Source organism: Pseudomonas sp. UBA7500, assembly GCF_002478435.1.
GTDB classification, from domain to species: Bacteria; Pseudomonadota; Gammaproteobacteria; order Pseudomonadales; family Pseudomonadaceae; genus Aquipseudomonas; species Aquipseudomonas palmensis.
Genome location: NZ_DLNW01000021.1, coordinates 1 through 25,480 on the forward strand (window position 1 = coordinate 1; position 25,480 = coordinate 25,480).

The 25,480-nt window shown below is 66.4% G+C and carries 20 protein-coding genes, 1 pseudogene and 2 riboswitches; of the genes and pseudogenes, 10 read left to right on the forward strand and 11 right to left on the reverse strand.

From position 1 onward, the window contains the following. Positions 1-149: 149 nt before the first annotated feature. The 3 genes from B4I46_RS10030 to cobW are packed head-to-tail and all read right to left on the reverse strand — an operon-like array spanning position 150 to position 5,988. Entirely contained in the window at positions 150-1,157 is a 1,008-nt protein-coding gene (locus tag B4I46_RS10030) for an ATP-binding protein (protein WP_116054196.1), read from the reverse strand. A gap of 7 nt (positions 1,158-1,164) precedes the next feature. Next, the gene (gene cobN / locus B4I46_RS10035) at positions 1,165-4,914 is read right to left on the reverse strand and encodes a cobaltochelatase subunit CobN (RefSeq protein WP_286899977.1); all 3,750 of its coding nucleotides are present in this window, start codon (positions 4,912-4,914) and stop codon (positions 1,165-1,167) included. A gap of 3 nt (positions 4,915-4,917) precedes the next feature. Further along, on the reverse strand, positions 4,918-5,988 hold the full coding sequence (cobW, locus tag B4I46_RS10040) for a cobalamin biosynthesis protein CobW (RefSeq protein WP_286899979.1): 1,071 nt from the start codon (positions 5,986-5,988) through the stop codon (positions 4,918-4,920). A 98-nt stretch (positions 5,989-6,086) separates the two neighbouring features. Next, a riboswitch (cobalamin riboswitch) is annotated at positions 6,087-6,285 on the reverse strand. A 56-nt stretch (positions 6,286-6,341) separates the two neighbouring features. Then, positions 6,342-6,570: riboswitch (cobalamin riboswitch) on the forward strand. A gap of 114 nt (positions 6,571-6,684) precedes the next feature. On the opposite strand from cobW, the gene B4I46_RS10045 reads away from it, so the two are divergent. The 6 genes from B4I46_RS10045 (at position 6,685) to B4I46_RS10070 (ending at position 12,964) form a co-directional block, all read left to right on the forward strand. Further along, a complete protein-coding gene (locus tag B4I46_RS10045) occupies positions 6,685-6,870 on the forward strand; it encodes a CbtB domain-containing protein (RefSeq protein ID WP_286899981.1) in 186 nt (61 codons plus the stop codon). 11 nt (positions 6,871-6,881) lie between these two features. Next, on the forward strand, positions 6,882-7,571 hold the full coding sequence (locus tag B4I46_RS10050) for a CbtA family protein (RefSeq protein ID WP_054914568.1): 690 nt from the start codon (positions 6,882-6,884) through the stop codon (positions 7,569-7,571). Next, entirely contained in the window at positions 7,571-7,975 is a 405-nt protein-coding gene (locus B4I46_RS10055) for a cobalamin biosynthesis protein (RefSeq protein ID WP_054914569.1), read from the forward strand. Before B4I46_RS10050 ends, B4I46_RS10055 begins: the two co-directional genes overlap by 1 nt. Before the next feature lie 28 nt (positions 7,976-8,003). Continuing rightward, a complete protein-coding gene (cobM, locus tag B4I46_RS10060) occupies positions 8,004-8,750 on the forward strand; it encodes a precorrin-4 C(11)-methyltransferase (protein ID WP_043861450.1) in 747 nt (248 codons plus the stop codon). A gap of 295 nt (positions 8,751-9,045) precedes the next feature. Next, on the forward strand, positions 9,046-9,660 hold the full coding sequence (locus tag B4I46_RS10065) for a response regulator transcription factor (protein ID WP_043861449.1): 615 nt from the start codon (positions 9,046-9,048) through the stop codon (positions 9,658-9,660). A 7-nt stretch (positions 9,661-9,667) separates the two neighbouring features. Next, positions 9,668-12,964, forward strand: a complete 3,297-nt coding sequence (locus B4I46_RS10070; protein ID WP_286899984.1) for a transporter substrate-binding domain-containing protein — start codon at positions 9,668-9,670, stop codon at positions 12,962-12,964. Between the two features lie 8 nt (positions 12,965-12,972). On the opposite strand, the gene B4I46_RS25635 is transcribed toward B4I46_RS10070, so the two are convergent. The 3 genes and pseudogenes from B4I46_RS25635 to B4I46_RS10080 form a co-directional block, all read right to left on the reverse strand. After that, complete coding sequence (locus B4I46_RS25635; protein WP_373870429.1) at positions 12,973-13,512, reverse strand: methyl-accepting chemotaxis protein; 540 nt, start codon at positions 13,510-13,512, stop codon at positions 12,973-12,975. Further along, a pseudogene (locus B4I46_RS25640) lies at positions 13,510-14,292 on the reverse strand (PAS domain-containing protein); the annotation flags it as partial. The gene B4I46_RS25635 and the pseudogene B4I46_RS25640, both read right to left, overlap by 3 nt. An 89-nt stretch (positions 14,293-14,381) precedes the next feature. Beyond that, the gene (locus tag B4I46_RS10080) at positions 14,382-15,401 is read right to left on the reverse strand and encodes a LacI family DNA-binding transcriptional regulator (protein ID WP_054914573.1); all 1,020 of its coding nucleotides are present in this window, start codon (positions 15,399-15,401) and stop codon (positions 14,382-14,384) included. 207 nt (positions 15,402-15,608) lie between these two features. Here B4I46_RS10080 and B4I46_RS10085 point away from each other — a divergent pair, with 207 nt between their 5' ends. Both B4I46_RS10085 and B4I46_RS10090 read left to right on the forward strand, forming a co-directional pair. Beyond that, positions 15,609-16,148, forward strand: coding sequence for a gluconokinase (locus B4I46_RS10085; protein WP_043861445.1), 540 nt, complete (start codon positions 15,609-15,611; stop codon positions 16,146-16,148). A gap of 100 nt (positions 16,149-16,248) precedes the next feature. Beyond that, complete coding sequence (locus B4I46_RS10090) at positions 16,249-17,601, forward strand: GntP family permease (protein ID WP_043861444.1); 1,353 nt, start codon at positions 16,249-16,251, stop codon at positions 17,599-17,601. 80 nt (positions 17,602-17,681) lie between these two features. Here the strand turns inward: B4I46_RS10090 and yiaY are convergent, their stop codons facing one another. The 4 genes from yiaY to B4I46_RS10110 form a co-directional block, all read right to left on the reverse strand. Next, positions 17,682-18,830, reverse strand: coding sequence for an L-threonine dehydrogenase (gene yiaY, locus B4I46_RS10095; protein WP_054914574.1), 1,149 nt, complete (start codon positions 18,828-18,830; stop codon positions 17,682-17,684). A gap of 78 nt (positions 18,831-18,908) precedes the next feature. After that, positions 18,909-20,471: a threonine ammonia-lyase, biosynthetic gene (gene ilvA, locus B4I46_RS10100; protein ID WP_043861442.1), complete on the reverse strand. Its 1,563-nt coding sequence runs from the start codon at positions 20,469-20,471 to the stop codon at positions 18,909-18,911. Between the two features lie 190 nt (positions 20,472-20,661). Next, entirely contained in the window at positions 20,662-21,114 is a 453-nt protein-coding gene (locus B4I46_RS10105) for a PACE efflux transporter (protein WP_043861441.1), read from the reverse strand. Between the two features lie 148 nt (positions 21,115-21,262). Next, the gene (locus B4I46_RS10110) at positions 21,263-21,934 is read right to left on the reverse strand and encodes a DUF3313 domain-containing protein (protein ID WP_286899990.1); all 672 of its coding nucleotides are present in this window, start codon (positions 21,932-21,934) and stop codon (positions 21,263-21,265) included. Positions 21,935-22,015: 81 nt separating this feature from the next. Here B4I46_RS10110 and B4I46_RS10115 point away from each other — a divergent pair, with 81 nt between their 5' ends. Both B4I46_RS10115 and B4I46_RS10120 read left to right on the forward strand, forming a co-directional pair. Then, on the forward strand, positions 22,016-22,663 hold the full coding sequence (locus tag B4I46_RS10115; RefSeq protein ID WP_054914577.1) for a DUF1345 domain-containing protein: 648 nt from the start codon (positions 22,016-22,018) through the stop codon (positions 22,661-22,663). Positions 22,664-22,941: 278 nt separating this feature from the next. Then, positions 22,942-23,199: a DUF1652 domain-containing protein gene (locus tag B4I46_RS10120; protein WP_043861439.1), complete on the forward strand. Its 258-nt coding sequence runs from the start codon at positions 22,942-22,944 to the stop codon at positions 23,197-23,199. Between the two features lie 9 nt (positions 23,200-23,208). On the opposite strand, the gene B4I46_RS10125 is transcribed toward B4I46_RS10120, so the two are convergent. After that, a complete protein-coding gene (locus tag B4I46_RS10125; RefSeq protein ID WP_058540139.1) occupies positions 23,209-25,287 on the reverse strand; it encodes a putative bifunctional diguanylate cyclase/phosphodiesterase in 2,079 nt (692 codons plus the stop codon). Positions 25,288-25,480: the final 193 nt, after the last annotated feature.

A 25,480-nucleotide genomic window follows, 5' to 3' on the forward strand; every position in this document is an offset into this window, starting at 1 on the left:
GTCGCGCTGGCGCGGGCGGCCCTTGAGCAGGGTGGCAGGCCAGGCCACGCTGCCCTGCCCGGCTGCCCGGGCACGCCCGCGCGGGCCCCGGTCGAGCTTGCCTGCACGGGGCCTGGCATCCGCCGCCGGGTGCGAGCGCGGGCGGATGCTCAAGGCTTTTTTGGCCAGCGCGGTACCTCGCGCCGAGCGCCCACAGCCACCGGCTGGCCTGGCAGCTCACCCCACTGGCCACTGCCCTGGGGCTCGCTCGACGGGCTCGATTGCCCCTGGGGCTGAGCGTCCGGGCGAGGCGGTTGCTCGGCGGGCCGGTCATGGCGCCGATGGCGCAAGGCAAACTCTGCCACCGCCTCGATATCCTCGGCCTCGATGCCCGGTGCACTGCGCCAGGCCGCATGGGCACGGGCGGCACGCAACCAGACCAGGTCGGCGCGCAGGCCGTCGACCCCGGCCTCGAAGCAGCGCTGGGTGATCTGCGCCAGGGCCTGGTCATCCAGGGCAATCTGTTCCAGGCGTTCGCGTGCCTGCTGGCAGCGCTGGCGCAGCTCGGCCTGGGCATCGGCCCACTGCGCGCAGAACGCCTGCGGGTCGCTGTCGAAGTCCAGCCGGCGGCGGATGATCTGGCCTCGCGCCTCGGGCAGCGGCTGGCCCTGCAGGGCCACATTCAGGCCGAAACGGTCGAGCAACTGCGGACGCAGCTCGCCCTCCTCCGGGTTCATGGTGCCGATCAGCACGAAGCGCGCACTGTGCCGATGGGAAATGCCATCGCGCTCTACCCGGTTGGTGCCGCTGGCAGCCACATCCAGCAGCAGGTCGACCAGGTGATCGGGCAGCAGGTTGACCTCGTCGACGTACAGCACGCCGCCATCAGCCCTGGCCAGCACACCCGGCGAGAACTGCGCGCGGCCCTGCCCAAGCGCAGCATCCAGGTCCAGGGTGCCGACCAGGCGCTCCTCGGTGGCGCCCAGCGGCAAGGTCACGAAGGGCCCCTCGCCCAGCAGGTCGGCCAGGCCCCGGGCCAGGGTGCTCTTGGCCATGCCGCGCGGGCCTTCGATCAGCACGCCGCCGATCCTGGGGTCGATGGCCGTCAGGCACAGCGCCAGCTTCAGGTCGTGGGCGCCGACTACGGCGGCCAGCGGAAAATGTACGGGTTCGCTCATGTCTGGCTTATTCCTCTGCGTCCAGCAGTTGCTCTTCCAGGGCCTGGCGGTACTCGCCCGGTGCCTGCCACAGCCCGCGCTGCTGGGCCTCCAGCAAACGTTCGGTGATGTCGCGCAGGGCCTCGGGGTTGTGCTGGCGGATAAACTCGCGGGTCGCGGCATCGAGCACATAGGCCTCGGCCAGCGACTGGTAATGATGATCGTCGATCAGGTGCGTGGTGGCATCGAAGGCGAACAGGTTGTCGACCGTCGCAGCCATCTCGAACGCGCCCTTGTAGCCATGGCGCTTGACCCCGTCGATCCACTTGGGGTTGAGCGCGCGCGCACGGATCACCCGGTTCAGTTCTTCCTTGAGGGTGCGAATGCGCGGGCGATCCGGCTGGCTGTGATCGCCGTGGTAACTGGCAACGCCGGCGCCGGCCAGGCTTTCTGCCGCCGCGAGCATGCCGCCCTGGAACTGGTAGTAGTCATTGGAATCGAGCAGGTCGTGCTCATGGTTGTCCTGGTTCTGCAGCACCGCCTGCACCTGGCTCAGGCGCCGGGCAAAGGGTTCGCGCGCGGCGGTGCCGTCGTCCGAGGCGCCATAGGCATACGCGCCATGGTTGAGGTAGACCTCGGCAAGGTCTTCACGGCTGTGCCACAGACGGCCGTCAATGGCGTTCTGCACCCCGGCGCCGTAGGCACCGGGCTTGGAGCCGAACACCCGCCAGCCCGCCTGGCGCTCGGCCTGCTCGGGGCTCAGGCCAGCGGCCAGCAGTTCGGCACGCTCGCTGCGCACCTTGGCCGCCAGGGGGTTGAGGTCATCCGGCTCATCCAGTGCCGCCACGGCCTGCACCGCCGCGTCGAACAGCTTGATCAGGTTGCCGAACGCATCGCGGAAGAACCCCGAAACGCGCAGGGTCACGTCTACCCGTGGGCGATCCAGCAGGCTCACCGGCAGGATCTCGAAGTCGTCCACCCGCTGGCTGCCGCTGGCCCATACCGGGCGTACGCCGAGCAGGGCCATGGCCTGGGCGATGTCGTCGCCGCCGGTGCGCATGGTGGCCGTGCCCCATACCGACAGGCCGAGCTGGCGCAGGTGGTCGCCGTGGTCCTGCAGGTGGCGTTCCAGAATCAGGTTGGCCGAGGCGAAACCGATGCGCCATGCCGTGGCGGTGGGCAGGTTGCGCACGTCCACGGTGTAGAAGTTGCGGCCGGTGGGCAGCACGTCCAGGCGCCCGCGGCTGGGCGCCCCGCTCGGCCCCGCCGGCACGAAACGCCCGTCCAGCGCCGCCAGCAGGCCCTGCATTTCGGCCGGGCCGCAGGCATCCAGCTGCGGCGCCACCTGGGCCCGCAGCGCCTGCAGCACGGCCTCGACGTCGGCGCTGTGCTGGTGGCTGGCCGGCGCCCCGTCGAGGGTCTGCTCGATCAGGCGGGCGGCATACAGTTCAAGCCGCTCGCGGGTGTCGCCGTTGGTCCGCCAGGCCTCGCTGCTCACCTGTGCCAGGCTGGGCGGCCGTGGCCCTTCCCAGGCAAGGCCCAGGTCGCAGTCCAGCGGGTCGAAGCCCAGCCCCAGGCCGCGGGCCAGGACGCGCAGCAGGCTGGCATTGGGGCCGCGCCCATCACCACGTTCCACCCGCAGCAGGGCCAGCAGCGTGTCGATCCGCAGGCGCCCGTCCGGCGATTGGCCGAACACATGCAGGCCGTCGCGAATCTGCGACTCCTTGAGGTCGCACAGGTAGGTGTCCAGGCGCGGCAGCCACACCGCCGCATCGTCCAGCGCGCCTTCCAGCTGCAGCTCGCGGTCGATGTGGTTGTCGCGCACCAGGTTGAGGATGTCGCGCTGCAGTTCACGGGCCCGGCGCGGGTCCAGCAGTTGCGCCTCGTAGTACTCGTCGGCCAGCAGTTCCAGGTCGCGCAACGGCCCGTAGGTTTCGGCGCGGGTCAACGGCGGCATCAGGTGGTCGATGATCACCGCCTGGGTGCGGCGCTTGGCCTGGGCGCCCTCGCCCGGGTCGTTGACGATGAACGGGTAGATGTTCGGCAGCGGCCCCAGCAACGCGTCCGGCCAGCACCCGGCTGACAGGCCGACGCCCTTGCCCGGCAGCCACTCCAGGTTGCCGTGCTTGCCCACGTGGATCAGCGCATCGGCGGCATAGGCGTGGCGCAGCCAGAAGTAGAACGCCAGGTAGCCATGCGGCGGCACCAGGTCGGGGTCGTGGTACACCGCACTGGGGTCGACCTGATAACCGCGCGCCGGCTGGATACCGACGAAGGTCAGGCCAAGGCGCAGGCCGGCGACCATCATGCGCCCGCTGCGGAACATCGGGTCCTGCTCCGGCTCGCCCCAGCGCTCGCGCACCGCCTGCTGGTTGGCCTGGGGCAACAGGGCGAAGGCGGCGCGGTAATCGTCCAGCGCCATGCTCTGCGCACAGGGGCGCTGGTCGAGCGTGTCGAGGTCGTTGCTGACCCCGCCGAGCAGGGCCTGGATCAGCGCCGTGCCACTGTCTGGCAACGGCCCTACCGGGTAGCCCTGGGCCTGCATGGCGCGCAGGATGTTGAGCGCCGCCGCCGGGGTGTCCAGCCCCACACCGTTGCCGATGCGCCCGTCGCGGGTCGGGTAGTTGGCCAGAATCAGCGCCACGCGTTTTTGCGGGTTGTCCAGGCGCGCCAGCTCGCACCAGCGCCGGGCCAGTTCCGCAACAAAATCCATGCGTTCCAGGTGCGGCTTGTAGCACACCACGTCCGACTGGCTGCGTTCGCTGCGCCAGGCCAGGTCCTTGAAGCTGATCGGTCGGCTGATGATGCGCCCGTCCAGTTCCGGCAGGGCAATGTGCATGGCCAGGTCGCGGGCCCCCAGGCCCTGTTCGCTGGCCTCCCAGGCCGGCTGGTTGTCCTGTGCGCAGATGGCCTGCAGCACCGGGATGTCGCGCCGGAACGGGCGCAAATGCGGCTGCTGCGGGCTGGACTGGGCGAAGCCTGTGGTGTTGATGATCAGGGCCGCGTCGACCTGGTCCAGCCATTGCTCGACCTGGTCCAGGCAGGCTGCCTCCTTGAGGCTGGCCACGGCAATCGGCAGCGGGTTGAGCCCCGCGCCTTGCAGACGCTCGCAAAACGCATCGATGAACCCCGTGTTGGCGGCCTGCAGGTGCGAGCGGTAGAAGATGATCGGCGTCACGGGCTGGCCGGGCTGCCACAGGGCACGCCAGCTGTCCACGCTCGCCTGGGGGTGTTGCGGGTGATAGACACTGGTGCGCGGCAACTGCTGCGGCTCGTCCCAGTGGTAGTCGCGGCCCAGCCATTGGCTGGCCAGGCACTGGAACAGGTTCAGCGCATTGGCCTTGCCGCCCTGGCGCAGGTAGTGCCACAACCGTTCGGCCTGGGCAGCGGGCACCGTGCTCAGGCTGGTCAGCTCAGGGTCCGGGCGGTCGTCGCCCGGCACCAGGATCAGTTGCACGCCCCGCCCCGCCAGCGCCACCAGTTGCTCCACGCCATAGCGCCAGTAGCCGATGCCGCCGTGCAGCGACACCAGGATGACCTTGGCATGGCGCAGCACTTCGTCCACATACAGGTCGACCGAAGCATGGTTCTGCACCTGCATCGGGTTGGCCAGGCGCAGGCTGGGGTAGTCGTCCGGCAACTGCTGGGCGGTTTCGGCCAGCAGTGCCAGGTGCGAATCACCGCTGCAGAGAATCACCAGGTCGGCGGGGGTCTGGCCGAGGTCGGCGATGCTGTCGTCCGGCACAAAGCCGCCGGGCTGGGTCCGCAGCAGGTGCATGGGTCAGGCGCCCAGTGCGGCGCGCAGGCTGGCTTCGAGTTGCACGGCGTCTAGGTCCTGGCCGATCAGCACCATGCGCGTGGTACGTGGCTCGTCGCTGCGCCAGGCGCGGTCGAAGTGCTTGTCGAAGCGCGTACCCACGCCCTGCACCAGCAGACGCATCGGCTTGCCCGGAATGGCCGCGAAGCCCTTCACGCGCAGGATGCCGTGCTGCACCACCAGTTGGGTCAGGGCATCGAGCAGCAGGCTTTCGTCGGCCTGGGGCAACTCGATGGAGATGGAGTCGAAGGCATCATGGTCGTGATCGTCGTGGTCGTCATCGCCGTCATGGTGCGAATCGTGGTGGGTACGACGCGCGTCGATGTGCTGCTCGGACTCGGCGCCCAGGCCCAGCAATACGTCCAACGGCAGGCGGCCGCTGCTGGCCTCCACCACCTTGACCGCAGGCGGCAGTTCCTCGGCCACCTCGGCGCGCACCCTGGCCAGGTCGTCGGCAGCGATCAGGTCAGCCTTGTTCAGCACCACCAGGTCGGCGCTGGCCAGCTGGTCGGCAAACAGTTCGTGCAGTGGGGACTCGTGGTCCAGGTTCGGGTCGAGCTTGCGCTGGGCGTCCACCTGGTCGGGGTAGGCAGCGAAGGTGCCGGCGGCCACGGCCGGGCTGTCGACCACGGTGATCACCGCATCGACCGTGCAGGCGTTGCGGATTTCCGGCCACTGGAAGGCTTGCACCAGTGGCTTGGGCAGCGCCAGGCCGCTGGTTTCGATGAGGATATGGTCCAGGTCGCCACGGCGCGCCACCAGCTCGCGCATCACCGGGAAGAACTCTTCCTGAACGGTGCAGCACAGGCAGCCGTTGGCCAGCTCGTAGACGCGCCCGCTGGCTTCTTCCTCGGTGCAGCCGATGCTGCACTGCTTGAGGATCTCGCCATCGATGCCCAGCTCGCCGAACTCGTTGACGATCACCGCGATGCGGCGGCCCTGGGCGTTGTCGAGCATGTGCCGCAGCAAGGTGGTCTTGCCCGAGCCGAGGAAGCCGGTAACGATGGTGACGGGGAGTTTGGCCAGTGTTTTCATGGGGGTGCCCTTGGCAGGATGGCGGGCATGCAGGACGAGAGCCGCAGGAGCCTTGCTGCCTGAGCGCATTCGCCACCGGATCACCCCGCCCGGTTGAAAGTCGGAAACTGTTCGAGGCAGGTCTCCTGGCTCGCGCTGTGCCGGCACGCCTGCCGGCAGCATCGACGCCTTCCCGCCCGGGGCAGTGGCACGGCCGATGCCGTTCAACGCTTACAGTTGCGGGGGCAGCCACGGCTTGAACCGTATTCCCGTCTTAGCTGCAGCCAGGGCCGCAGAACCTCGAAGCGGCTAGGCTACGCAGTGGTCCGGGGCAGGTCAACCGCTGTATTGACGGATGCCGGCGCGCGTGATTTGCTAGCCGCATTCGTTCGGGTGCCTTTTTACAAGGTGAAACGGGAAACCGGTGCGTCAGCCGCTTCTGCAAAGAAGCAGCGACAAATCCGGTGCTGCCCCCGCAACGGTAAGCGAGGAAAGCGTCTTTACCACTGTGCCAGCTGTGCGGCATGGGAAGGTGACGCCCTCAGGCTGAGCATGCTGCCAGCCCTCGCAAGCCCGGAGACCGGCCCGATACAGTCATGACAAACCCGCGGTGGGCGGGCGCTGTTGAACCCCTGGGCGAGCTTCGCGCAGGGGTTGGCCGCGCTTGCCTGTTGCCGATAGCCCCGACGACACGACAACAGCAAAAAGGAACGCGCCATGCCCATCAGTACCGCCAGCCAGCCCCTTGTCACCCCCACTACCCTCAGCCAGCGCCTGGCCGTCGCCATCGGTGCCTCGCTGCTGGGCCTTTGCCTGGTCTACTTCGCCGGCTTCTCGCACATCGAGACGGTGCACAACGCTGCCCACGATACCCGCCACAGCGCCGCGTTCCCTTGCCACTGAGACCTGCCCCGATGATCAAGCGCATTGCCCGCACCGCAGGCTTTACCGGCCTGCTCGCCGCCCTGCTGCTGACCCTGCTGCAAAGCTTCTGGGTCGCACCGCTGATTCTGCAGGCCGAAACCTACGAGAACCCGGCACCGGCCGCCCAAACCCATGAGCATGCCGACGCCGCGGGTGAAGGCCACCACCACGATGCCGAGGCCTGGTCGCCTGAAGACGGCTGGCAGCGCGTGCTGTCGACCACCGGTGGCAACCTGGTGGTGGCGGTCGGCTTTGCCCTGATCCTGGCTGCGCTGTACACCCTGCGTGCGCCGGGCCGTACCGCCACCGGCGCAGCCTGGGGGCTTGCCGGGTTCGCGGTATTCTGCCTGGCGCCCACCCTCGGGCTGCCGCCAGAGCTGCCGGGCACTGCCGCCGCAGACCTGGCGCAGCGTCAACTGTGGTGGGTGGGCGCCGCGGCTGCCACTGCTGCCGGCCTGGCCCTGATCGTGTTTGCCCACAACTGGCTGCTCAAGGCACTGGGTGTGGCATTGCTGGTTGTTCCGCACGTGATCGGTGCGCCGCAGCCGGAGGTGCACGAGAGCCTGGCGCCGCAAGCACTGGAGGCGCAGTTCAAGGTGGCGTCGCTGTTGACCAATGCCGCGTTCTGGCTGGCCCTGGGCCTGCTCAGTGCCTGGCTGTACCGTCGCCAGCCAGCCTGATGCAGCTGTATGCCGGGCTGGGCTGTCGTCGCGGCTGCCCGGCCCGCGAACTGGCTGCCCTGCTCCAGCAGACCCTGTTCGCCCATCACCTGCCCGCCTCTGCCCTCGCCGGGCTGGCCAGCATCGACCTCAAGGCCGACGAGCCCGGCCTGCATGAACTGGCCAGGCAACTGGGGTTGCCGCTGGTGTTCTTTTCGGCCGCGCAACTGGCCCCCTTCGAAAGCCGCCTGAGCCACCGTTCGCCCACGGCGTTCGCCCTCAGCGGCTGCCATGGGGTGGCCGAAAGCGCCGCGCTGGCCCTGGCCGAGCAACGCGGCGGCGCCAATGCCGCACTGCGCCTGCCACGCACCGTGCAAGGCGCCGCCACCCTGGCATTGGCCTGGGCCCCGCCGTTTGACGGATAATGCCGCGCAGTCTTTCCAAGGATTCATCATGACCGTCTATTTCATCGGTGCCGGCCCGGGCGACCCCGAGCTGATCACCGTCAAGGGCCAGCGCCTGATCCACAGCTGCCCGGTGATCATCTATGCCGGCTCGCTGGTGCCCGCCGCCGTGCTCGAAGGCCACCGCGCCGAAACCGTGATCAACAGCGCCGAACTGCACCTGGGGCAGATCATTGAGCTGATGCGCACGGCCCACGCCAACGGCCAGGATGTGGCCCGCGTACACAGCGGCGACCCGGGGCTGTACGGTGCGATCGGCGAACAGATCCGCCACCTGCGTGAACTGGGTATCCCGTTCCAGATCATCCCCGGCGTGACCGCCGTGGCTGCCAGTGCCGCCCTGCTCGAATGCGAGCTGACCCTGCCGGACATCGCCCAGAGCGTGATCCTGACGCGCTACGGCGACACCTCACCGATGCCGCCGGGCGAATCGCTGGGGAGCCTGGCCAGCCACCAGGCAACCCTGGCCATTCACCTGGGGGTCAAGCACCTGGCCAGAATCGTCGAGGAACTGCGCCCGCATTACGGCAGCGACTGCCCGATCGCCGTGGTGCACCGCGCCACCTGGCCAGATCAGGACTGGGTGCTGGGCAGCCTGGACGACATCGTGCAACGGGTGCAGGCCAAGGGCTTTCGACGCACCGCACTGATCCTGGTGGGCCGGGTATTGGGCAGCGATACCTTCAGCGAGTCGGCGCTCTACCGCGCCGGGCATGCGCACCTGTACCGACCTTGACGGCCACTGACGGCCGCCCTCCCGGCCCGATGCCCGGCGCGTTCCCATGGGCGCGCCTGCCGATTCAACAGCCTCTGCAGGCGACAACCGGCCCAGACGATAGGAAATCGGCTACAGAACTTTCGAGCGCCTTGTAAGAAAAATCCTCTAATCGAACTGATTTCTTCCTCACTTCTATACTGGACGTACTCCTGCTGAGCGTTTCCACGTATCTTGGCCGCCTTGCCAGAGCCTGGGCAGGCGTCGCCCCGAACGGTTCGGGGCCTGGATCACCTCTCTGACAAGGAGTTGCGCGATGCCCAAAGTCTTGATCGTTGATGACCACACCACCATCCTCTTCGCCATCCGCACCCTGCTGGAGCGCGATGGCTACAACATCGTCGGTGAAGCCCGAGACGGCGCCAGTGCCGTCGAACTGGCGCGCAAGCTGCAGCCTGACGTGGTGATCCTCGATCTGGGGCTGCCACGCCTGGATGGCCTGAGCGTGCTGGAGCGGCTCAGCCAGTTGACCAACCCGCCACGCATCCTGGTACTGACCGGCCGCCCACCCCGGCTGTTCGCCCGCCGTTGCATCGAGTCCGGTGCCTCGGCATTCGTGCGCAAGGACGAAGACCTCGATATCCTGAGCGCCGCCCTCAAGGCCGTGCTCAACGGTTACTCCTACCTGCCCGATGCGTCACGCTTCAACGACCGGTCAAGCTCGGAACTCCAGCGCCTGGACAAGCTGTCCAACCGTGAGTTCGAGGTGCTGCGCCAGTTGGCCAAGGGCGCCAGCAATGGCGAAATCGCTACGGCGATGATCCTCAGCGCCAAGACCATCAGCACCTACAAGACCCGCATCATGGAAAAGCTCGGGGTGGTATCGCTGGTTGAGTTGATCGATGTGGCCAACCGCAACGCACTGACCTGAGCCGCCCATGACCAAGCGTTGCCTGCCTGCCCTGCTGCTCGCCTGCCTGGTGCAGTGGCTGGCGATAGGCGCCATGGCACAGGAGCCGGGGGTTGCCCGCCAACTGCTCGGGCGCTCGGTCAGCAGCAGTGCGCCACCCCCGCTGACCCTCGCCGAACGTCGGTGGCTCAAGCACAAGCAGGTGCTGCGCCTGGGCACCTCGGCGCCGGACTACCCGCCCTTCGACATCAATGTGAGCCAGCACGACTATGAAGGGGTCAGCGCCGACTTCGCCGGCCTGATCGGCGAGCAGTTGAAGATCCCGGTGCAGGTGCTGCAGTTCCCGAACCGTATCCAGGCCATCGCCGCCCTGCACAGTGGCCAGATCGACCTACTGGGCAGCGCCAACGGCTACGAAGCCGCCGACAGCGCACTGGTGATGAGCCAGCCCTACGCCGACGACCAGCCGATCATCGCAACCCCCGTCGGCGTGACCCATGACCCTGACGACCCGCTCGACGGGCTGACGCTGTCGATGGTCGAACACTACCTGCCACCGCCGCTGGTCCGCCAGCTCTACCCCCGGGCAAACCTGCAACTGTACGCCTCGACCATGTCGGCCCTGTCGGCGGTGGCCCTGGGCCAGGCCGATGCATTCATCGGCGACGCGATCAGTTCCGACTACCTGATCGGCAAGAACTACCGCGAAAGCCTGCAGATCTCCCACTACGTCAAACCCCAGCGCTCTTCCTTCGGCTTTGCCCTGGTGCGCGAGAACACCGCGTTGCTGGACCTGGTGAACAAGGCATTGGGCAGCATCACCGACAGCGACCGGCTGAACGTGATGCGCCGCTGGACCAGCGGCGTGAGCAGCATCCTGCTCAACCGGGCGGACATCGCGCTGACCGACGAAGAGCGACACTGGATCGCGCAGCATCCCAGCGTGCGCGTGGTCATCAACAAGTACTTCGCGCCCCTGAGCTTCTTCGACGAAAACCAGCACTTTCGCGGCATCACCGCCGACGTGCTGGCGCAGATCAGCCTGCGCAGCGGGCTGAAGTTCCAGATCATCGAGACCGACTCGGTGCCCACCATGATCAGCATGGTCGAACAGGGCGAAGCCGAGGTCGTCGGCGCGCTCAACTATGGTGAGCAGCGCGCCAGAACCCTGGCCTTCACCCGCCCCTACCTGGCCAACCCGCGGGTGCTGGTGACCAGCGTGCGCGATACATCGATCCGCCACCCCGACCAGCTCGACGGCAAGCGCCTGGCGATCATTCGCGGTACACCGGTAAGCGCCGAACTGCGCCAGCGCTATCCCGCCATCAGCCTGATCGAAGTCGACGACCCGCTGGCACTGATGGAGTACGTGGCCCAGGGCCGCGCGGACGCGGCGCTCAGTTCGCAGATCAACGCCGCCTACTTCATCAGCCGCATGTTCAAGGACCGCCTGCGCATCGCCACCCTGCTGGACGACACCCCGGCCCTCGCGGCCTTCGCCACCGAACGTTCTTCGCCACTGCATGCGATATTGGAAAAATCCCTGCTCAGCATCCCGCCCGAGCAGATGACCCAGCTGGTCAATCGCTGGCGCATCAATGCCCTGATCAGCGACACGCCCTGGCGCAACTACCGCTCGCTGGTGCTGCAGATTCTGGGCATCGCGGTGGCGCTGGTGCTTGCCATAGCGTTGTGGAACCGTTACCTGCGCAAGCTGATGCAGCAACGCGCCGAGGCCGAGCAGGCCCTGCAACTGCAGCTGCGCATCAGCGAACACCTGCTCGAAGAGCTGCATGTGGCCAAGGAACAGGCCGACAGCGCCAACCACGCCAAGAGCACCTTCCTGACCACCATGAGCCACGAGATCCGCACCCCCATGAACGCGGTGATCGGCCTGCTCGAGCTTGCCCTGAAGGATGCCGCACAGGGCCGCACCGACGAGCACTCCCTGCAGGTGGCATTTGATTCGGCCAGCAGCCTGCTGGAGCTGATCGGCGACGTGCTGGACATCGCCCGCATCGAATCCGGACACATGAGCCTGGCGCCACAACCCACCGACCTGGGTGCGCTGGTACGCAGCACCGTGCAGGTGTTCGAAAGCAGCGCCCGTCTCAAGGACATCAGCCTGACCCAGGACCTGCAGCCCCCCGCCGCCCTGGTGGAGATCGACCCGCTGCGTTTTCGCCAGATCCTGTCCAACCTGCTGGGCAATGCCATCAAGTTCACCGAGCGCGGCGGCGTCAACGTGCGCCTGCAGTGCCAGCCCACACCGTGCGGCAAGCAGGTGCACATGCACCTGGCCGTCGAGGACAGCGGCATCGGCATCAGCCAGCCGGACCAGCAGCGCCTGTTCCACCCCTTCATCCAGGCCGGCAGCCAGCCGGCTCGCCAGGGCACCGGCCTGGGCCTGGTGATCAGCCGGACCCTGTGCGAACTGATGCAGGGCAGCCTGGAGCTGCACAGCACCCCGGGCCATGGCACCCAGGTCACGGTCAGCCTGCCGCTGATGCTGGCCAGCACTGCCAGTCAACCCGAGGAACCGGCCCAGGAGCCAACGGCCCAGGCCAGCCAGCGGCTGAACATCCTGGTGGTCGACGACTACCCCGCCAACCTCATGCTGCTGGAAAAGCAGCTGAGCGTGCTGGGCCATCGGGTGACCCAGGCCAGCGACGGCGCGGGCGGCCTGCAGGCCTGGCAGGCCGGGCGCTTCGACGCCGTGATCACCGACTGCAACATGCCCGGCATGGACGGCCACCAGCTGGCGCGCGAGATTCGTGCCCAGGAAGCCCAGGCGAATCGCCCGCCCTGCCTGATACTGGGCCTGACCGCCAACGCCCAGGCCGACGAACGCGAGCGCTGCCTGGCGTCGGGCATGGATGACTGCCTGTTCAAGCCGATCGGCCTGGGCGCCTTGAGCCGTCACCTGTCGGGGGTGGATACCCCCGAGCCGCAGGCGCCACCCGAGCCCCGCGCCGAGGACAACAGCGGTTTCAACATCGACAACCTCAAGCACCTGACCCTGGGTGACCCACGGCTGATCAAGCGTCTGCTGACGGAGCTGGAGCGCAGCAGCGCCGAAGACCTCGAGGCGTTGCGTGCCCTGGGCTCAGGCGCGAGTCGACAGCAACTGCGCAGCCTGTCGCACCGCATCAAGGGCGGCGCCAAGATGCTCAAGGCCCATGGCCTGGTGGGGCACTGCGATGCGCTGGAGCAGGCCTGTACCGGCAAGGCCCCGGACAAGGCCATCGAGGCGTTGCTGGCGGCGCTGGAACAGAGCCTGAAGGATCTGCATGAACACCTGCAGCGATCCATCGCCGCCGGTTGAGATGCGGCTCAGTGCAGCTGCAGGGTCGAGTTGATCTGGCTGATGGCGTCCACCACGTGCTGCGAACCCTGCTGGATTTCCAGGATCACTTCCCCCGCCTCATTGGCCAGTTCCACCCCCAGCCCGGTGCGGCTGAGGCTCGACTGCATACTGGCCACCGCATTGAGTGAAAGGTCGTGGTTCTGGCGCACCACATCGACGATCTCCAGGGTCGCCTTGCTGGTGCGTGCCGCCAGGCTGCGCACCTCGTCGGCCACCACGGCAAAGCCGCGGCCGTGTTCACCTGCCCGCGCCGCCTCGATGGCGGCGTTCAGGGCCAGCAGGTTGGTCTGGTCGGCAATGCTGCGGATGGTCTGCACGATCTGCCCGATCAGTTCCGACTGCTTGCTCACCGCATCGATGCTGCGGGCTGCGGCATTGAGCTCGCGGGAGATCTCCTCGATCACCTGCACCGTATGCTGCACCACCTCCGAGCCCTTGCGCGCACAGGCATCGTTCTGCACCGAGGTGGCGTGGGCCGCTTCGGCAGCCGTCTGCTGGGTACACACCTGGTGGGTGATGTCGCTGGCGAACTTGACCACCTTGTACAGGCGGCCACGGGTATCGAAGATCGGGTTGTAGGAAGCTTCCAGGTACACCATCTGCCCGAGTTTGTTCTTGCGCTCGAAACGATGGGAATGGTACTCGCCGCGATTGAGCGAGGCCCAGAATGCCTTGTAGGCGCTCGACTCGCTCTCGCTGCGGTGGCAGAACAGGCTGTGGTGCTGGCCAATGACCTCCTCGGCCCGGTAATGCATGGTCTTGAGGAAGTTCTCGTTGGCACGGATCACATTGCCTTCGGGGGTGAACTCGACCATCGCCATGGAACGGCTGATGGCGTTGATCAGGCTGTCGCTCTCATGCTCCTCGACCACCCGCCGGGTGATGTCGGAGGCGACCTTGATCACGCTGGTGACCTGCTGGTTGGCGCCGAATACCGGCATGTAGCTGGCCTCCAGCCACACATCGTGCCCGGCCTTGTCGCGCCGCAGAAAGGTACCGCTGTGGGCCTCGCCCCGCGCCAGGTCGCGCCACAGGGTGCGGTACTCATCGCTCTTGACGTAGTCGGGCTCGCAGAAAATGCGGTGGTGCTTGCCGATGATCTCCTCGGCGGCATAGCCCAGGGTGGAGCAGAAACGCTCGTTGGCTTCGAGAATCACCCCGTCGGGGCTGAACTCGATCATGGCCATCGAGCGACCTATGGCCGCAAGCTTGGCATTGGAGTGGTGTAACGCTTGGGTGCAACGCTCGATTTCAGCCAGGTCAGACTTGCGATGGGCGTTAAACATTGGTTACCACTCCATTGGCGGTTTTTGCTCAGCATAGATGCACTTCTGTACCCTGCAAGCCAACTGCCATCACCGTTTATCACCCCACGTCAACTGCTTTCGCGCACCATCAGTTCGAAGCCCAGGTCCTGGGTGCGCGGCTGCCCGCCCTTGCCGTCGAGCAACGCCAGCAGCGCCTGCGCAGCCTGCCGCCCCACGGCAGCGCGCGGGGTGCGAATGGAGGTCAGGCGCGGTACCAGGTGAGCCGATGCCGGCAAGTCGTTGAAGCCCACCATCGCCACCTGCCCCGGCACCTCGATGCCCTGGCGCAAGGCCTGCAGAATCGCGCCCTGGGCCAGGTCGTCGTTGCAGAAGAACAGCCCGTCCACCTCCGGGTGACGCTCGAGCAACTGGCTGAACAGCTCGCCGCCCAGGCCGATGGATGACGGCTGCGGTGCGAGCATTTCCAGTGCCGGGTCATACAGCCCTGCATCGTCGAGCGCCTGGCGGAACCCGTCGGCGCGTTGCATCACCCGCGGATCGAGCTGCGCGGCAATGAAGCCCAGGCGCCGCCGCCCGCGTTCGATCAGGTGTCGGGCGGCCGCGCGCCCGGCCTGCTGCTGGGAAAACCCGACCGAAGTGGCCGTGTCCGGCCCACCCAGCTCCATCATGTGCACGCAGGGCACACCACTGGCGGCCAGCATCTGCTGCGACGCCTCGGTGCGGTCAAAACCGGTGAGCAGCATGCCGCACGGCTGGTAGGCCAGGTAGTTGCGAATCAGGTTCTCCTCTTCGGCCACGTCGTAGTGGAAGTTGCCGATCAGCACTTCAAGGCCGCGCGGGCGCATCACGTCGTGGATGGCTTCGAGGGTTTCGATGAACAGCTGGTTGGACAGCGACGGAATCAGCACCACCACCGACTGGCTCTGTGCCGACGCCAACGCGCGGGCTGCCGGGTTGGCGACATAGCCCAGCGCTGCGGCAGCATCCTTGACCTTCTGCACCAGTTCCGGGGCAACCGTGCTGATGCCGCGCAGGGCGCGCGAGGCGGTGATCGGGGAAACCCCGGAAAGCCTGGCCACTTCAGCCAGGGTGGGACGACCGGTAGTACGGGAGCCAATGCGGGTCATGGGGGCTTTTATTTTTCGGCTTGCAAAGAGAAGGGAACGGGCACTAAGGTAGCGCTGTCTCAGACGTCAGGCAATGCATAACTGCAGGTGCACGGCGATGAGCGCCCAGACTGCTTTTACAAAACCAATAACAACCGGGTGGGAAGCCGCCGAGGCGTTGTCAGCCTCGGCCAAAGATAGCGCTATCTCGCCCCGCAGGAGGTACCGATGAACTCTCCCCTGTCCGCTATTGTGGTGATGGGCGTGGCTGGCTGCGGCAAGAGCTGCGTCGGTTCTGCCATCGCCGATTGCAGCGGCGGCCGCCTGATCGAAGGCGATGCCTTTCACCCTGCCGCCAACATCCAGAAGATGAGCGCCGGCATTCCCCTTGACGATGACGACCGCGCTGGCTGGCTGATCCGCCTGGGCGAAGAGCTGCAGGCCACCCTCAAGGCCGGCGAACGGCCGATCCTCACCTGCTCGGCGCTGAAAAAGCGCTACCGCGACGCCCTGCGCCACGCCGTACCCGACCTGGGCTTCGTGTTCCTCGAACTGACGCCTCAGGAAGCCGAACGCCGCGTGCTGGCACGCCCCGGCCACTTCATGCCGGCAAGCCTGATCGACAGCCAGTTCGCCGCCCTGGAGTCGCCGCGCGGCGAAACCCTGACCCTGACCCTGGACGCCACCCAACCCATCGCCCAGCTGGCCCGTCAGGTAGACACCTGGCTAAAGCCCTGCGGTGAGTCGGCGCTGGCGCGAACTGCCTGATTTTCCGGCAGTTTTCCGGCTCACCAAAGATAGCGCTGTCTCGACTGCTGCACGCTGTAAAAGTTCCGCCCACAACAATGACAATACGAGGCACTGAACCATGTTCGGTCTGGCAACTGATACCTACCTCTTGCTCGATGCACTGGTGACCATCATCGGCCTGGTGCTGCTGATCACCCACTTCAAGGTGCACCCTTTCGTGGCGCTGACCCTGGCCGCGGGCTTTCTGGGCCTGACCTCCGGCATGCCGGTAGCCAAAGTGATGAAGTCGTTCCAGGACGGTTTCGGGGGCGTACTCGGCTTTGTCGGGATCGTGCTGGCACTGGGCACCATGCTCGGCAAGCTGATGGCCGATTCCGGCGGCGCCGACCAAATCGCGCAAACCCTGATTCGCGCCTTCGGCAAGCAGAAGGTGCACTGGGCCATGATGTTCGCCGCCTTCCTGGTGGGCATCCCGCTGTTCTTCGAAATCGGCTTCGTGCTGCTGATACCCCTGGTGTTCATCGTTGCCCGGCGCACCGGGGTATCGCTGATCAAGATCGGCATTCCGCTGCTGGCCGGGCTGTCGGTGGTGCACGGGCTGGTGCCGCCGCACCCGGGCCCGCTGCTGGCCATCGGCGTGTTCGGCGCCGACATCGGCAAGACCATCTTCTACGGGCTGATCGTGGCGCTGCCCACGGCGATCATCGCCGGGCCGCTGTACGGCACGTTCATTTCGCGGTACATCCCCGGCTCGCCGTCCCAGGAGCTGATGGACCAGATCGCCCGCGAAGCCGAGCGCACGCAACTGCCCAGCTTCGCCATCACGCTGGTGACCATCCTGCTGCCGGTGTTCCTGATGCTGCTCAAGACCTTCGCCGACGTGGTACTGCCGGCCGAGCACATCTTTCGCCAGTGGATGGACCTGATCGGGCACCCGATCACGGCGCTGCTGGCAGCCCTGCTGCTGGCCTTCTACACCTTCGGCTCGGCCCAGGGCTTCAGCCGCCAGCAGATCATGAAGATGCTCGACCAGAGCCTGGCGCCTACGGCGGCAATCGTGCTGATCGTGGGCGCTGGGGGCGGCTTCAAGCAGATGCTGGTGGATACCGGTGTGGGCAACGTGATCGGTCAGATGGCAGTGCAGGCGCAGATCTCGCCGATCATGCTGGCCTGGCTGGTGGCGGCGGTGATTCGCATCGCCACGGGCTCGGCGACGGTGGCGACCATTACCGGTGCGGGTATCGTGGCCCCGGTGATCGGCATGATACCGGGCGTGAACCGCGAGCTGCTGGTGCTGGCCACGGGGGCCGGCTCGCTGATCCTGTCGCATGTCAACGATGCGGGCTTCTGGCTGGTCAAGCAGTACTTCAACATGACCGTGGCCGAAACCTTCAAGACCTGGAGCATGATGGAAACCATCCTGTCGGTGGTGGGCATCATCTTCATCATGCTGTTGTCGCTGGTGGTCTGACGGCATCGCCGCAAAGCCAGCCCACAGGTTCTGGCCGTACCGCAGAACCCTGTGGAAGCTGGCTTGCCAGCGAAGATGCGCTAGAAGGCTGCCTTGAAGATCGCCTCGATCTCGGCCTGGCTGGCCCGCCGCGGGTTGGTCAGGCCGCAGGCATCCTTGAGCGCGTTGGCCGCCAGGGTCGGCACATCCGCCACCCGCGCACCCAGCACCTCCAGCCCCGGCGGGATCTCGATATCGTCGCTCAGTTGCACGATGGCCTGGATCGCCGCATCGGCACCCTGCGCCGCGTTCAGCCCCTCCACCGCCACGCCCATCGCCTGTGCCACATCACGCAGGCGCGCCGCGCTCACCGCCGCATTGAACCGCTGCACATGGGGCAGCAGCACCGCGTTGCACACCCCGTGCGGCAGGTCGTAGAAGCCACCGAGCTGATGCGCCATCGCATGCACGAACCCCAGCGAAGCATTGTTGAACGCCATGCCGGCGAGGAACTGCGCATAGGCCATGTTCTCCCGCGCGGTCAGGTCCTGCCCGTCGATCACCGCCTGGCGCAGGTTGCGGCTGATCAGCTCGATGGCCTTGAGTGCGCAGGCGTCGGTGATCGGCGTGGCCGCCGTGGATACATAGGCCTCGATGGCGTGGGTCAGTGCATCCATACCGGTGGCCGCCGTCAGCGACCTGGGCATGCCGACCATCAGCGCCGGGTCGTTCACCGACAGCAACGGGGTGACGTTGCGGTCGACGATGGCCATTTTCACGTGGCGCGCCTCGTCGGTGATGATGCAGAAGCGCGTCATCTCGCTGGCCGTACCGGCCGTGGTATTGATCGCGATCAGCGGCAATTGCGGCTTGGCGGAGCGGTCGACCCCTTCGTAGTCGCCGATGTGCCCGCCATTGGTGGCACACAGGGCAATGCCCTTGGCGCAGTCGTGGGGTGAACCGCCGCCCAGCGAAATCACGCAGTCGCAGTGCTCGCGCTTGAGCATCGCCAGGCCCTGCTCCACGTTGGCGATGCTCGGGTTGGGCTTGGCGCCGTCGAACACCACCGAGTCGATGTCACGCATCGCCAGCTGCTCGGCGATTCGCTGTGCCACGCCGGCCTTGGCCAGCCCGGTATCGGTGACGATCAACGCCTTGGCAAAGCCATAGCCGACAATGGCGGTCATGGCTTCGTCCAGGCAGTCGATGCCCATGATGTTGACGGCTGGGATGAAAAACGTGCTGCTCATGGCGGTATTCCTCAGGCTTTATATCTCTGCCTCAAGGATCCGCCCGTGGGCCGCAGGGCATGTTGATCCAGCGCAAAGTCAGCCAAGAAACAGCCGATAGGCCGGGTTGTCGGTCTCGTCCCAGTAGCGATAGCCCATGCCGTCGAGGGTGCCTGGCAACTGCGCCAGCTCATCGTCCGGCACCTGCAGCGCCACGAACACCCGCGCCTCGGCAGCGCCGTGGTTGCGGTAGTGGAACAGGCTGATGTTCCAGCGTTTGCCCAGGCGCTCCAGAAAGCCCAGCAAGGCGCCAGGACGCTCCGGGAACTCGAAGCGCAGCACCCGCTCGTCGAGCGAGGGGGCCGAGTGGCCGCCCACGGTGTGGCGGATATGCAACTTGGCCAGCTCGTTCTCGGTCAGGTCCAGCACCTCGTAGCCCTGCCCGGCCAGGCTGGCCAGCAACTGCGCGCGCGGGTCGGTGTGCGGGTGGGTCTGCACGCCGACGAACAGGCGGGCCTCCTTGCCGGGCTGGTAGCGGTAGTTGAACTCGGTGATCTGGCGCTGGCCCAGGGCCTGGCAGAAGGCGCGGAAGCTGCCCGGCTGCTCGGGGATGGTCACCGCGATGACCGCCTCGCGCTGCTCGCCCAGTTCGGCGCGTTCGGCCACATGGCGCAGGCGGTCGAAGTTGACGTTGGCACCGGAGTCGATTGCCACCAGGGTCTGGCCCGTCACGCCGCGGCTGGCCACGTACTTCTTGATCCCGGCCACCGCCAGCGCACCGGAAGGCTCGGTGATCGAGCGGGTGTCGTCGTAGATGTCCTTGATGGCCGCGCACAGCTCGTCGCTGCTGACCGTGACCACTTCGTCCACGTAATGCCGGCACACCTCGAAGCAATGCGCGCCGATCTGCGCCACCGCCACGCCGTCGGCGAAGGTGCCGACCTGGGGCAGCACCACCCTCTCGCCAGCGGCCAGCGCGGCCTGCAGGCAGTTAGAGTCATGCGGCTCGACGCCGATCACCTTTACCTGCGGGCGCAGGTACTTGACGTAGGCGGCGATGCCGGCGATCAGGCCGCCGCCGCCCACCGGCACGAAGATCGCGTCCAGCTCGCCCGGTTGCTGACGCAGGATCTCCATGGCCACGGTGCCCTGCCCTGCAATCACGTCCGGGTCGTCGAACGGTGGCACGAACGTGGCGCCTTCGCTCTGGGCCAGTTGCAGCGCATGGGCCAGCGCCCGCGGGAAGCTGTCACCGTGCAGCACCACATTGCCGCCACGCGAGCGCACCCCTTCGATCTTCAGCGCCGGAGTGGTGGTGGGCATCACGATGGTGGCGCGCATGCCCAGTTCACGGGCGGCCAGCGCCACGCCCTGGGCATGGTTGCCGGCGGACGCGGTGATCACCCCGCGCTCGCGCTGCTCGGTGCTCAGGCGACTGAGGCGGGTGTAGGCCCCGCGGATCTTGAAGGAAAAGGTCGGCTGCAGGTCTTCGCGCTTGAGCAGCACGTTGTTGCCCAGGGCCTCGGACAGCGCCCGGGCGGGCTGCAGGGGCGTCTCGATGGCCAGGTCATATACCGGTGCGGCAAGAATCCTTCGCACGTAGTCCGACAGCAGGCTGGTGGCGCTGGTCGAGGTGCTGGGGCAGACGGTAAGGCTGGTCATCGGTGACTCCTGGTTTTTTTTGAAGTGCCCAGGAGTCAGAAAGGAAAAACCCGCCTCCAGGGCGGGTTAGGTGCAAGGTGCTCGCTAGCCCGCCAATCTGATAATGGCGGTAATAATGCTGTGCGAAGGCAACGCTGCGAATAAGGTCATGGCAGCGAAACTAGCCCAGGGCCTTTTTCAAGTCAATCATTCATTTTGCGCTCGTGCAGGCTTGCACGCCGCGTTCGTGCGCCGATTCGGGCACGCCGAACACCCGGTCGAAGCCCCACTGGAACACGAAGGCGTACACGAAGAAGAACACGAACAGCGCAAGGTTGGTGCCCAGTGCCGCCCACAGGCTGATGTCCAGCCACCAGGCCACCACCGGCAGCAGGATCAGCACCAGCCCGCCCTCGAAGCCGATGGCATGCAGCAGGCGCCGCACGAAGGTGCGGCTGCGTCGGGCCTGACGTGCCTCCCAGAACTCGAACAGGTAGTTGTAGAGCATGTTCCAGCCCAGGGCCATGCCCGACATGATCACCGACAGCACGGTGGAATGGGCCATGCCCTCATCGAAGGCCAATGCCAGGGCCGGTGCGACACAGGCCACCGCGATGACTTCGTACAGAATGGCCTGGGTGATCTTGCGGGTAACGCCTTGCATGACGGGCTCCTTTCAACGGTATGCCGCGCAGGCTAGGCTGATTGAAGCCGGGTTTCAATGGTGAAGCGGTCAAGCCCGCTGGGGCCGGCAGACCGGCCAACACGCTGCCAGGCCATTGCGAGGCTCCCCGAATGGCCTGGCACAGGGCTCAATGGCCCTTGAGCTTGAGGTAGGACTGGTGCAGGTCGGACGCCCAGCCATCGAGCACTGCCTTCACATCGTCGGCCTTCATCACCTGGCTGTCGTTTTCCAGCGGCTTGCCACTGCCCTTGCGCACCACTTGGGCGAGCACCTTGTTGTTGCCGCCATCCAGAAACTGCGCCTCGGTGGCAATATCGGTTTCCTGGTCGCGGATGCCCGAGGCCGTGCTCACCGCTGCCGCCACCAGCGCCACCGGAATCACTTCGTATGCCTTCAGGCCCTCGGTCTTGCTGCTGACGGCCGTGATCGCCGGGCGTACCACGATCACCCCCGGGCCAGGGCCGGTGGCCAGCGGCAACGACTTGCCCAGCTCGCGCTTGAGCGCCTGGTCGTAGTAGTGGGTGATGCCTTGCAGGGTGCTCTGCGGAATCCGCGCGGTAGGCTGCGGCCTGGGATACAGCTGGCTGGGCTCGATGTATACGCTGGTGTAGCGGTCGAGCTTGAGGTTCGGGTCGATCCAGCGCATCACCGTGGCACCGGAGGGCGAGGTGGTCTGCTTGAGACGGCTGTAGTCCTTGAGGAACCCGGAGTACTCGTCGGGCTGCACGGTGCTGCTCGAACAACCGGCCAGGCCCAGCCCGGCCAGGCACAAGGTGCCGATGATCAATGCGTGTTTCATGCGGTCGCTCCAGTGGCGCCTGAAGAAAGGCTTCCTAGGTATAGGCTACAGTTGGCGGTGCATCCATCGACGTGAGGCAACATGGCATTCCACAAACTGGCCCATACCCACCCGCGCCTCAGCGCCGCCGCACTGGTCGGCTGCCTGGGCGGCGTGTTCATCCCGGCAGACAACCTGGTGCAACACATCCTGGCGGGCTGGAACCTCGGGGTCTGGCTGTACCTGCTGCTGGTGTTCTGGCTGACCCTGCGGGCAAAACCGGGCCAGGTGCGCAAGGTGGCCTGCATCGAGGACGAAAATGCCGGGCTGGTGCTGTTTACCGTGAGTATCGCGGCCATCGCCAGCCTTGCCGCAGTTACCCTGCAACTGGCCAGCAGCAAGGGCCTGACCGGCAGCACCCAGGCCCTGCACTACCTGTACACCGGCCTCACCGTGGCCGGCTCGTGGCTGCTGATCGGCACCATCTTCAGCCTGCACTATGCGCGCCTGTTCTACACCAGCACCGCCAAGCAGCCGCTGCTGCGCTTTCCAGACGAGGAGCGCAACCCCGATTACTGGGACTTCCACTACTTCTCGTTCACCCTCAGCGTCGCGGTGCAAACCTCCGATGTGGGCGTCGCCGGGCGTGAACTGCGCCGGGTGGTGCTGGCCCACTCGGTGATCGGTTTCGTGTTCAACACCGCTATTCTGGGTTTCACCATCAACATCGCCGCCGGCCTGCTCAGCTGAGCCCGCCGCTGGTCTGAAATACCCGTGGCCCCACCCTGCCCGCTTCAGCGGCCATGACAGCCTCACCCGCCGCAATGCGGACCACGCAAACGCTTGCGCAACCCACACATAGCAAAAAGCCATTGTGACGCAGGTCAAACATCCTGCAACGGGGCGCAAACAAGCGGCGGACAGCGGCCGCATCGGTGCTATGGTTAGGGTCTTGGCCTTCCTTGGGCAGCGTGTCCCGGGTACAGGCATGCTCAGCGAATCGGGGTCAGCTGTAAAAGGAGGCCGGCATGAACAAGCTCACGTTTCCCAACGCCTGCCAGATGATGCGCTGGCACTTCCATCCCCTGGGCTTTGAAGCCAGCATGGATGCACCGCGCAGCATGGTGGCGCGCGTGTTCGACCGCGCCACCGGCGAAACCCTGCTGGCGATTGCCGGCATTCCGTGCGCCACACTGATGGCGGCGTCGGATGTGGAGCGCATCATCGAAGCGGTGGAAGACGAGCTTGAAGCGTTCCAGCCCTCGTGTGCGCTGCGCTCGGCCTGACGCTGGCGCTCAGGCCTGCCCCACCGCCAGTCTCTCGATATCAGCCATGAAACGCTCGGCCGGCAGCGGCTGACCGAGCAGGTACCCTTGCAGCGAATCACACCCCAGACGGGTCAGGAAGTCCTGCTGGCGGTCGGTTTCCACCCCTTCGGCAACAATCCTCAACCCCAGTGCCTGCCCCAGCGCCACGATGGCCGACACGATCGCGGCATCGTCGCTATCCTGTTCCAGGTCGCGCACGAAGCCACGGTCTATCTTCAACTCGTTGGCCGGCAGGCGCTTCAAGTACATCAGGCTTGAGTAGCCGGTACCGAAATCGTCGATGGACAGGTCCACGCCCATGTCCGACAGGCGCTGCAACACCATCAGGCTCGCATCGGCGTCATGCATGGCGGTGGTTTCGGTGATCTCCAGGGTCAGGCTGTTGGCCGGCAGGCGATGACGCTGCAAGGCCGACGCCACGCTGTCAACCAGCCCGGCATGGCAGAACTGGATGGCCGACAGGTTCACTGCAACCCGCCAGTTTTCATAGCCCTGGTCCATCCAGCTGCGCATCTGGCGGCAGGCCTCGTCCAGCACCCACTCGCCGATCGGGATGATCAACCCGGTTTTTTCCGCCAGCTGGATGAAGCGATCGGGCAGCAACATGCCGTGCTGCGGGTGCTCCCAGCGCAGCAGGGCCTCGGCACCGATAGGCTGGCGCCCCACCGCATCGAACTTGGGCTGGTAGAACAGGCGCAACTGGCGCTGCTCCAGCGCCATGCGCAGGTCCTGCAGCAACTGCAGCTGCAGGCGCGCGTTGCTGTTCATCGACACATCGAAAAAGCTGTAGGCGTTCTTGCCGGCGCTCTTGGCGTGGTACATGGCCGCGTCGGCATTGCGCAGCAGCTCCATCTGGTCGGCGCCGTTGCCGGGGTACAACACGATGCCGACGCTGGCGGAGATCTGCAGGCTCTGCTCGGCCACCCGGAACGGGCGCGACACCAGGTTGACCTGCTTGGCGGCCACCCCCACCGCGTCTTCAGGCTCGTCCAGCTCCACCAGCAGCACGAATTCGTCACCGCCGATGCGCGCCAGGGTGTCCTGGCTGTGCAGGTGGCCACGCAGGCGCATCGCCACCTCCTTGAGCAACTGGTCGCCGGTGTGATGGCCGAACGCGTCGTTGACCGGCTTGAACCCGTCCAGGTCGATGAACATCAGCGCAAAGCAGCCGCCCTGCTCGGCCACCTTGGCGATGGCCTGCTCGATGCGGTCGGTCAGCAGACTGCGGTTGGGCAGCCCGGTGAGGGTGTCGTGCAGCGCCAGCTGGGTCAGCTCCTGGTTGGCCAGGGTCAGCGATTGCGCCAGCTCCGCAGTGCGCGCCTCCAGGCGTGCATCCAGCACCGAGGTCAGCAGCGCCACCGCCAGCACCGCCAGGGTGGTGATCAGCACCAGGTAGTCCAGGCCACTGCCGCTGAGCCCACCGTCCAGCGCGCCACAGAAGCTGCCGTCGGCAAAATTGGCCGCTGCCATGCCGGTGTAGTGCATGCCGACGATGGCAATGCCCATCACCACGGCGGCGCCGCCGCGAATCTGGCGTACATACGGGGTATTGCGGCGCAGGCGGAAGGCGATCCACAGTGCGGCCACCGACGCGCCTACTGCAATCAACAGCGAGGCGGCGAACAGCAGCGGGTCGTAGTCGATGCCCGGTTGCATCTGCATGGCGGCCATGCCGGTGTAATGCATGCTGCTGATGCCCGCGCCCATGATCAGCGCCCCCAGCGCCAGCACGCGGCCCGGCAGGCTCGGCTGGCTCACCAGCCAGAGTGCGAAGCCCGACGAAAGCACCGAGATCACCAGCGACAGCGCGGTGAGGCTCAGGTCGTAGCCCAGCTCGATGGGCAGGCTGAAGGCAAGCATGCCGATGAAGTGCATCGACCAGATCCCGGTGCCCAGGGCCAGAGCACCGCCGACCATCCACAGGTACGCGGCACGGCCCTTGGCGGTGGCGATGCGCCCGGTCAGGTCCAGCGCCGTGTAGGACGCCAGAATCGCCACGCACAGCGAAATCAGGACCAGCGAGGAGGAATAACTACCGTTGAGCATGAAGGTTCCAAGGCCCGGTTGACGGGCGCTGTCCCGGCCCGGTGAAAAACCGATGATTGTACTCAACCTTTAGCGAAACGCACGGAGTTTCCGAGGGATGGCGGGATGTTTTTGGCGAATGGCCATCAGGCTTTGGAACCGCGTCGCGGCCTTCGCCGGCAAGGCTGGCCCCTACAATCACACCGCGGCCTGT

Excerpts from the sequence above, each read along its gene's own strand:
- B4I46_RS10045 (WP_286899981.1), top strand. The coding sequence starts at position 6,685 with ATGCCCATCAGTACCGCCAGCCAGCCCCTTGTCACCCCCACTACCCTC.
- B4I46_RS10120 (WP_043861439.1), top strand. The coding sequence starts at position 22,942 with ATGAACAAGCTCACGTTTCCCAACGCCTGCCAGATGATGCGCTGGCAC.
- ilvA (WP_043861442.1), bottom strand. The coding sequence starts at position 20,471 with ATGACCAGCCTTACCGTCTGCCCCAGCACCTCGACCAGCGCCACCAGC.
- B4I46_RS10065 (WP_043861449.1), top strand. The coding sequence starts at position 9,046 with ATGCCCAAAGTCTTGATCGTTGATGACCACACCACCATCCTCTTCGCC.
- B4I46_RS10080 (WP_054914573.1), bottom strand. The coding sequence starts at position 15,401 with ATGACCCGCATTGGCTCCCGTACTACCGGTCGTCCCACCCTGGCTGAA.
- B4I46_RS10090 (WP_043861444.1), top strand. The coding sequence starts at position 16,249 with ATGTTCGGTCTGGCAACTGATACCTACCTCTTGCTCGATGCACTGGTG.
- B4I46_RS10085 (WP_043861445.1), top strand. The coding sequence starts at position 15,609 with ATGAACTCTCCCCTGTCCGCTATTGTGGTGATGGGCGTGGCTGGCTGC.
- B4I46_RS10055 (WP_054914569.1), top strand. The coding sequence starts at position 7,571 with ATGCAGCTGTATGCCGGGCTGGGCTGTCGTCGCGGCTGCCCGGCCCGC.
- B4I46_RS10110 (WP_286899990.1), bottom strand. The coding sequence starts at position 21,934 with ATGAAACACGCATTGATCATCGGCACCTTGTGCCTGGCCGGGCTGGGC.
- B4I46_RS10030 (WP_116054196.1), bottom strand. The coding sequence starts at position 1,157 with ATGAGCGAACCCGTACATTTTCCGCTGGCCGCCGTAGTCGGCGCCCAC.
- B4I46_RS10070 (WP_286899984.1), top strand. The coding sequence starts at position 9,668 with ATGACCAAGCGTTGCCTGCCTGCCCTGCTGCTCGCCTGCCTGGTGCAG.
- B4I46_RS10050 (WP_054914568.1), top strand. The coding sequence starts at position 6,882 with ATGATCAAGCGCATTGCCCGCACCGCAGGCTTTACCGGCCTGCTCGCC.
- cobM (WP_043861450.1), top strand. The coding sequence starts at position 8,004 with ATGACCGTCTATTTCATCGGTGCCGGCCCGGGCGACCCCGAGCTGATC.
- yiaY (WP_054914574.1), bottom strand. The coding sequence starts at position 18,830 with ATGAGCAGCACGTTTTTCATCCCAGCCGTCAACATCATGGGCATCGAC.
- B4I46_RS10115 (WP_054914577.1), top strand. The coding sequence starts at position 22,016 with ATGGCATTCCACAAACTGGCCCATACCCACCCGCGCCTCAGCGCCGCC.
- B4I46_RS10125 (WP_058540139.1), bottom strand. The coding sequence starts at position 25,287 with ATGCTCAACGGTAGTTATTCCTCCTCGCTGGTCCTGATTTCGCTGTGC.
- B4I46_RS10105 (WP_043861441.1), bottom strand. The coding sequence starts at position 21,114 with ATGCAAGGCGTTACCCGCAAGATCACCCAGGCCATTCTGTACGAAGTC.
- cobN (WP_286899977.1), bottom strand. The coding sequence starts at position 4,914 with ATGCACCTGCTGCGGACCCAGCCCGGCGGCTTTGTGCCGGACGACAGC.
- cobW (WP_286899979.1), bottom strand. The coding sequence starts at position 5,988 with ATGAAAACACTGGCCAAACTCCCCGTCACCATCGTTACCGGCTTCCTC.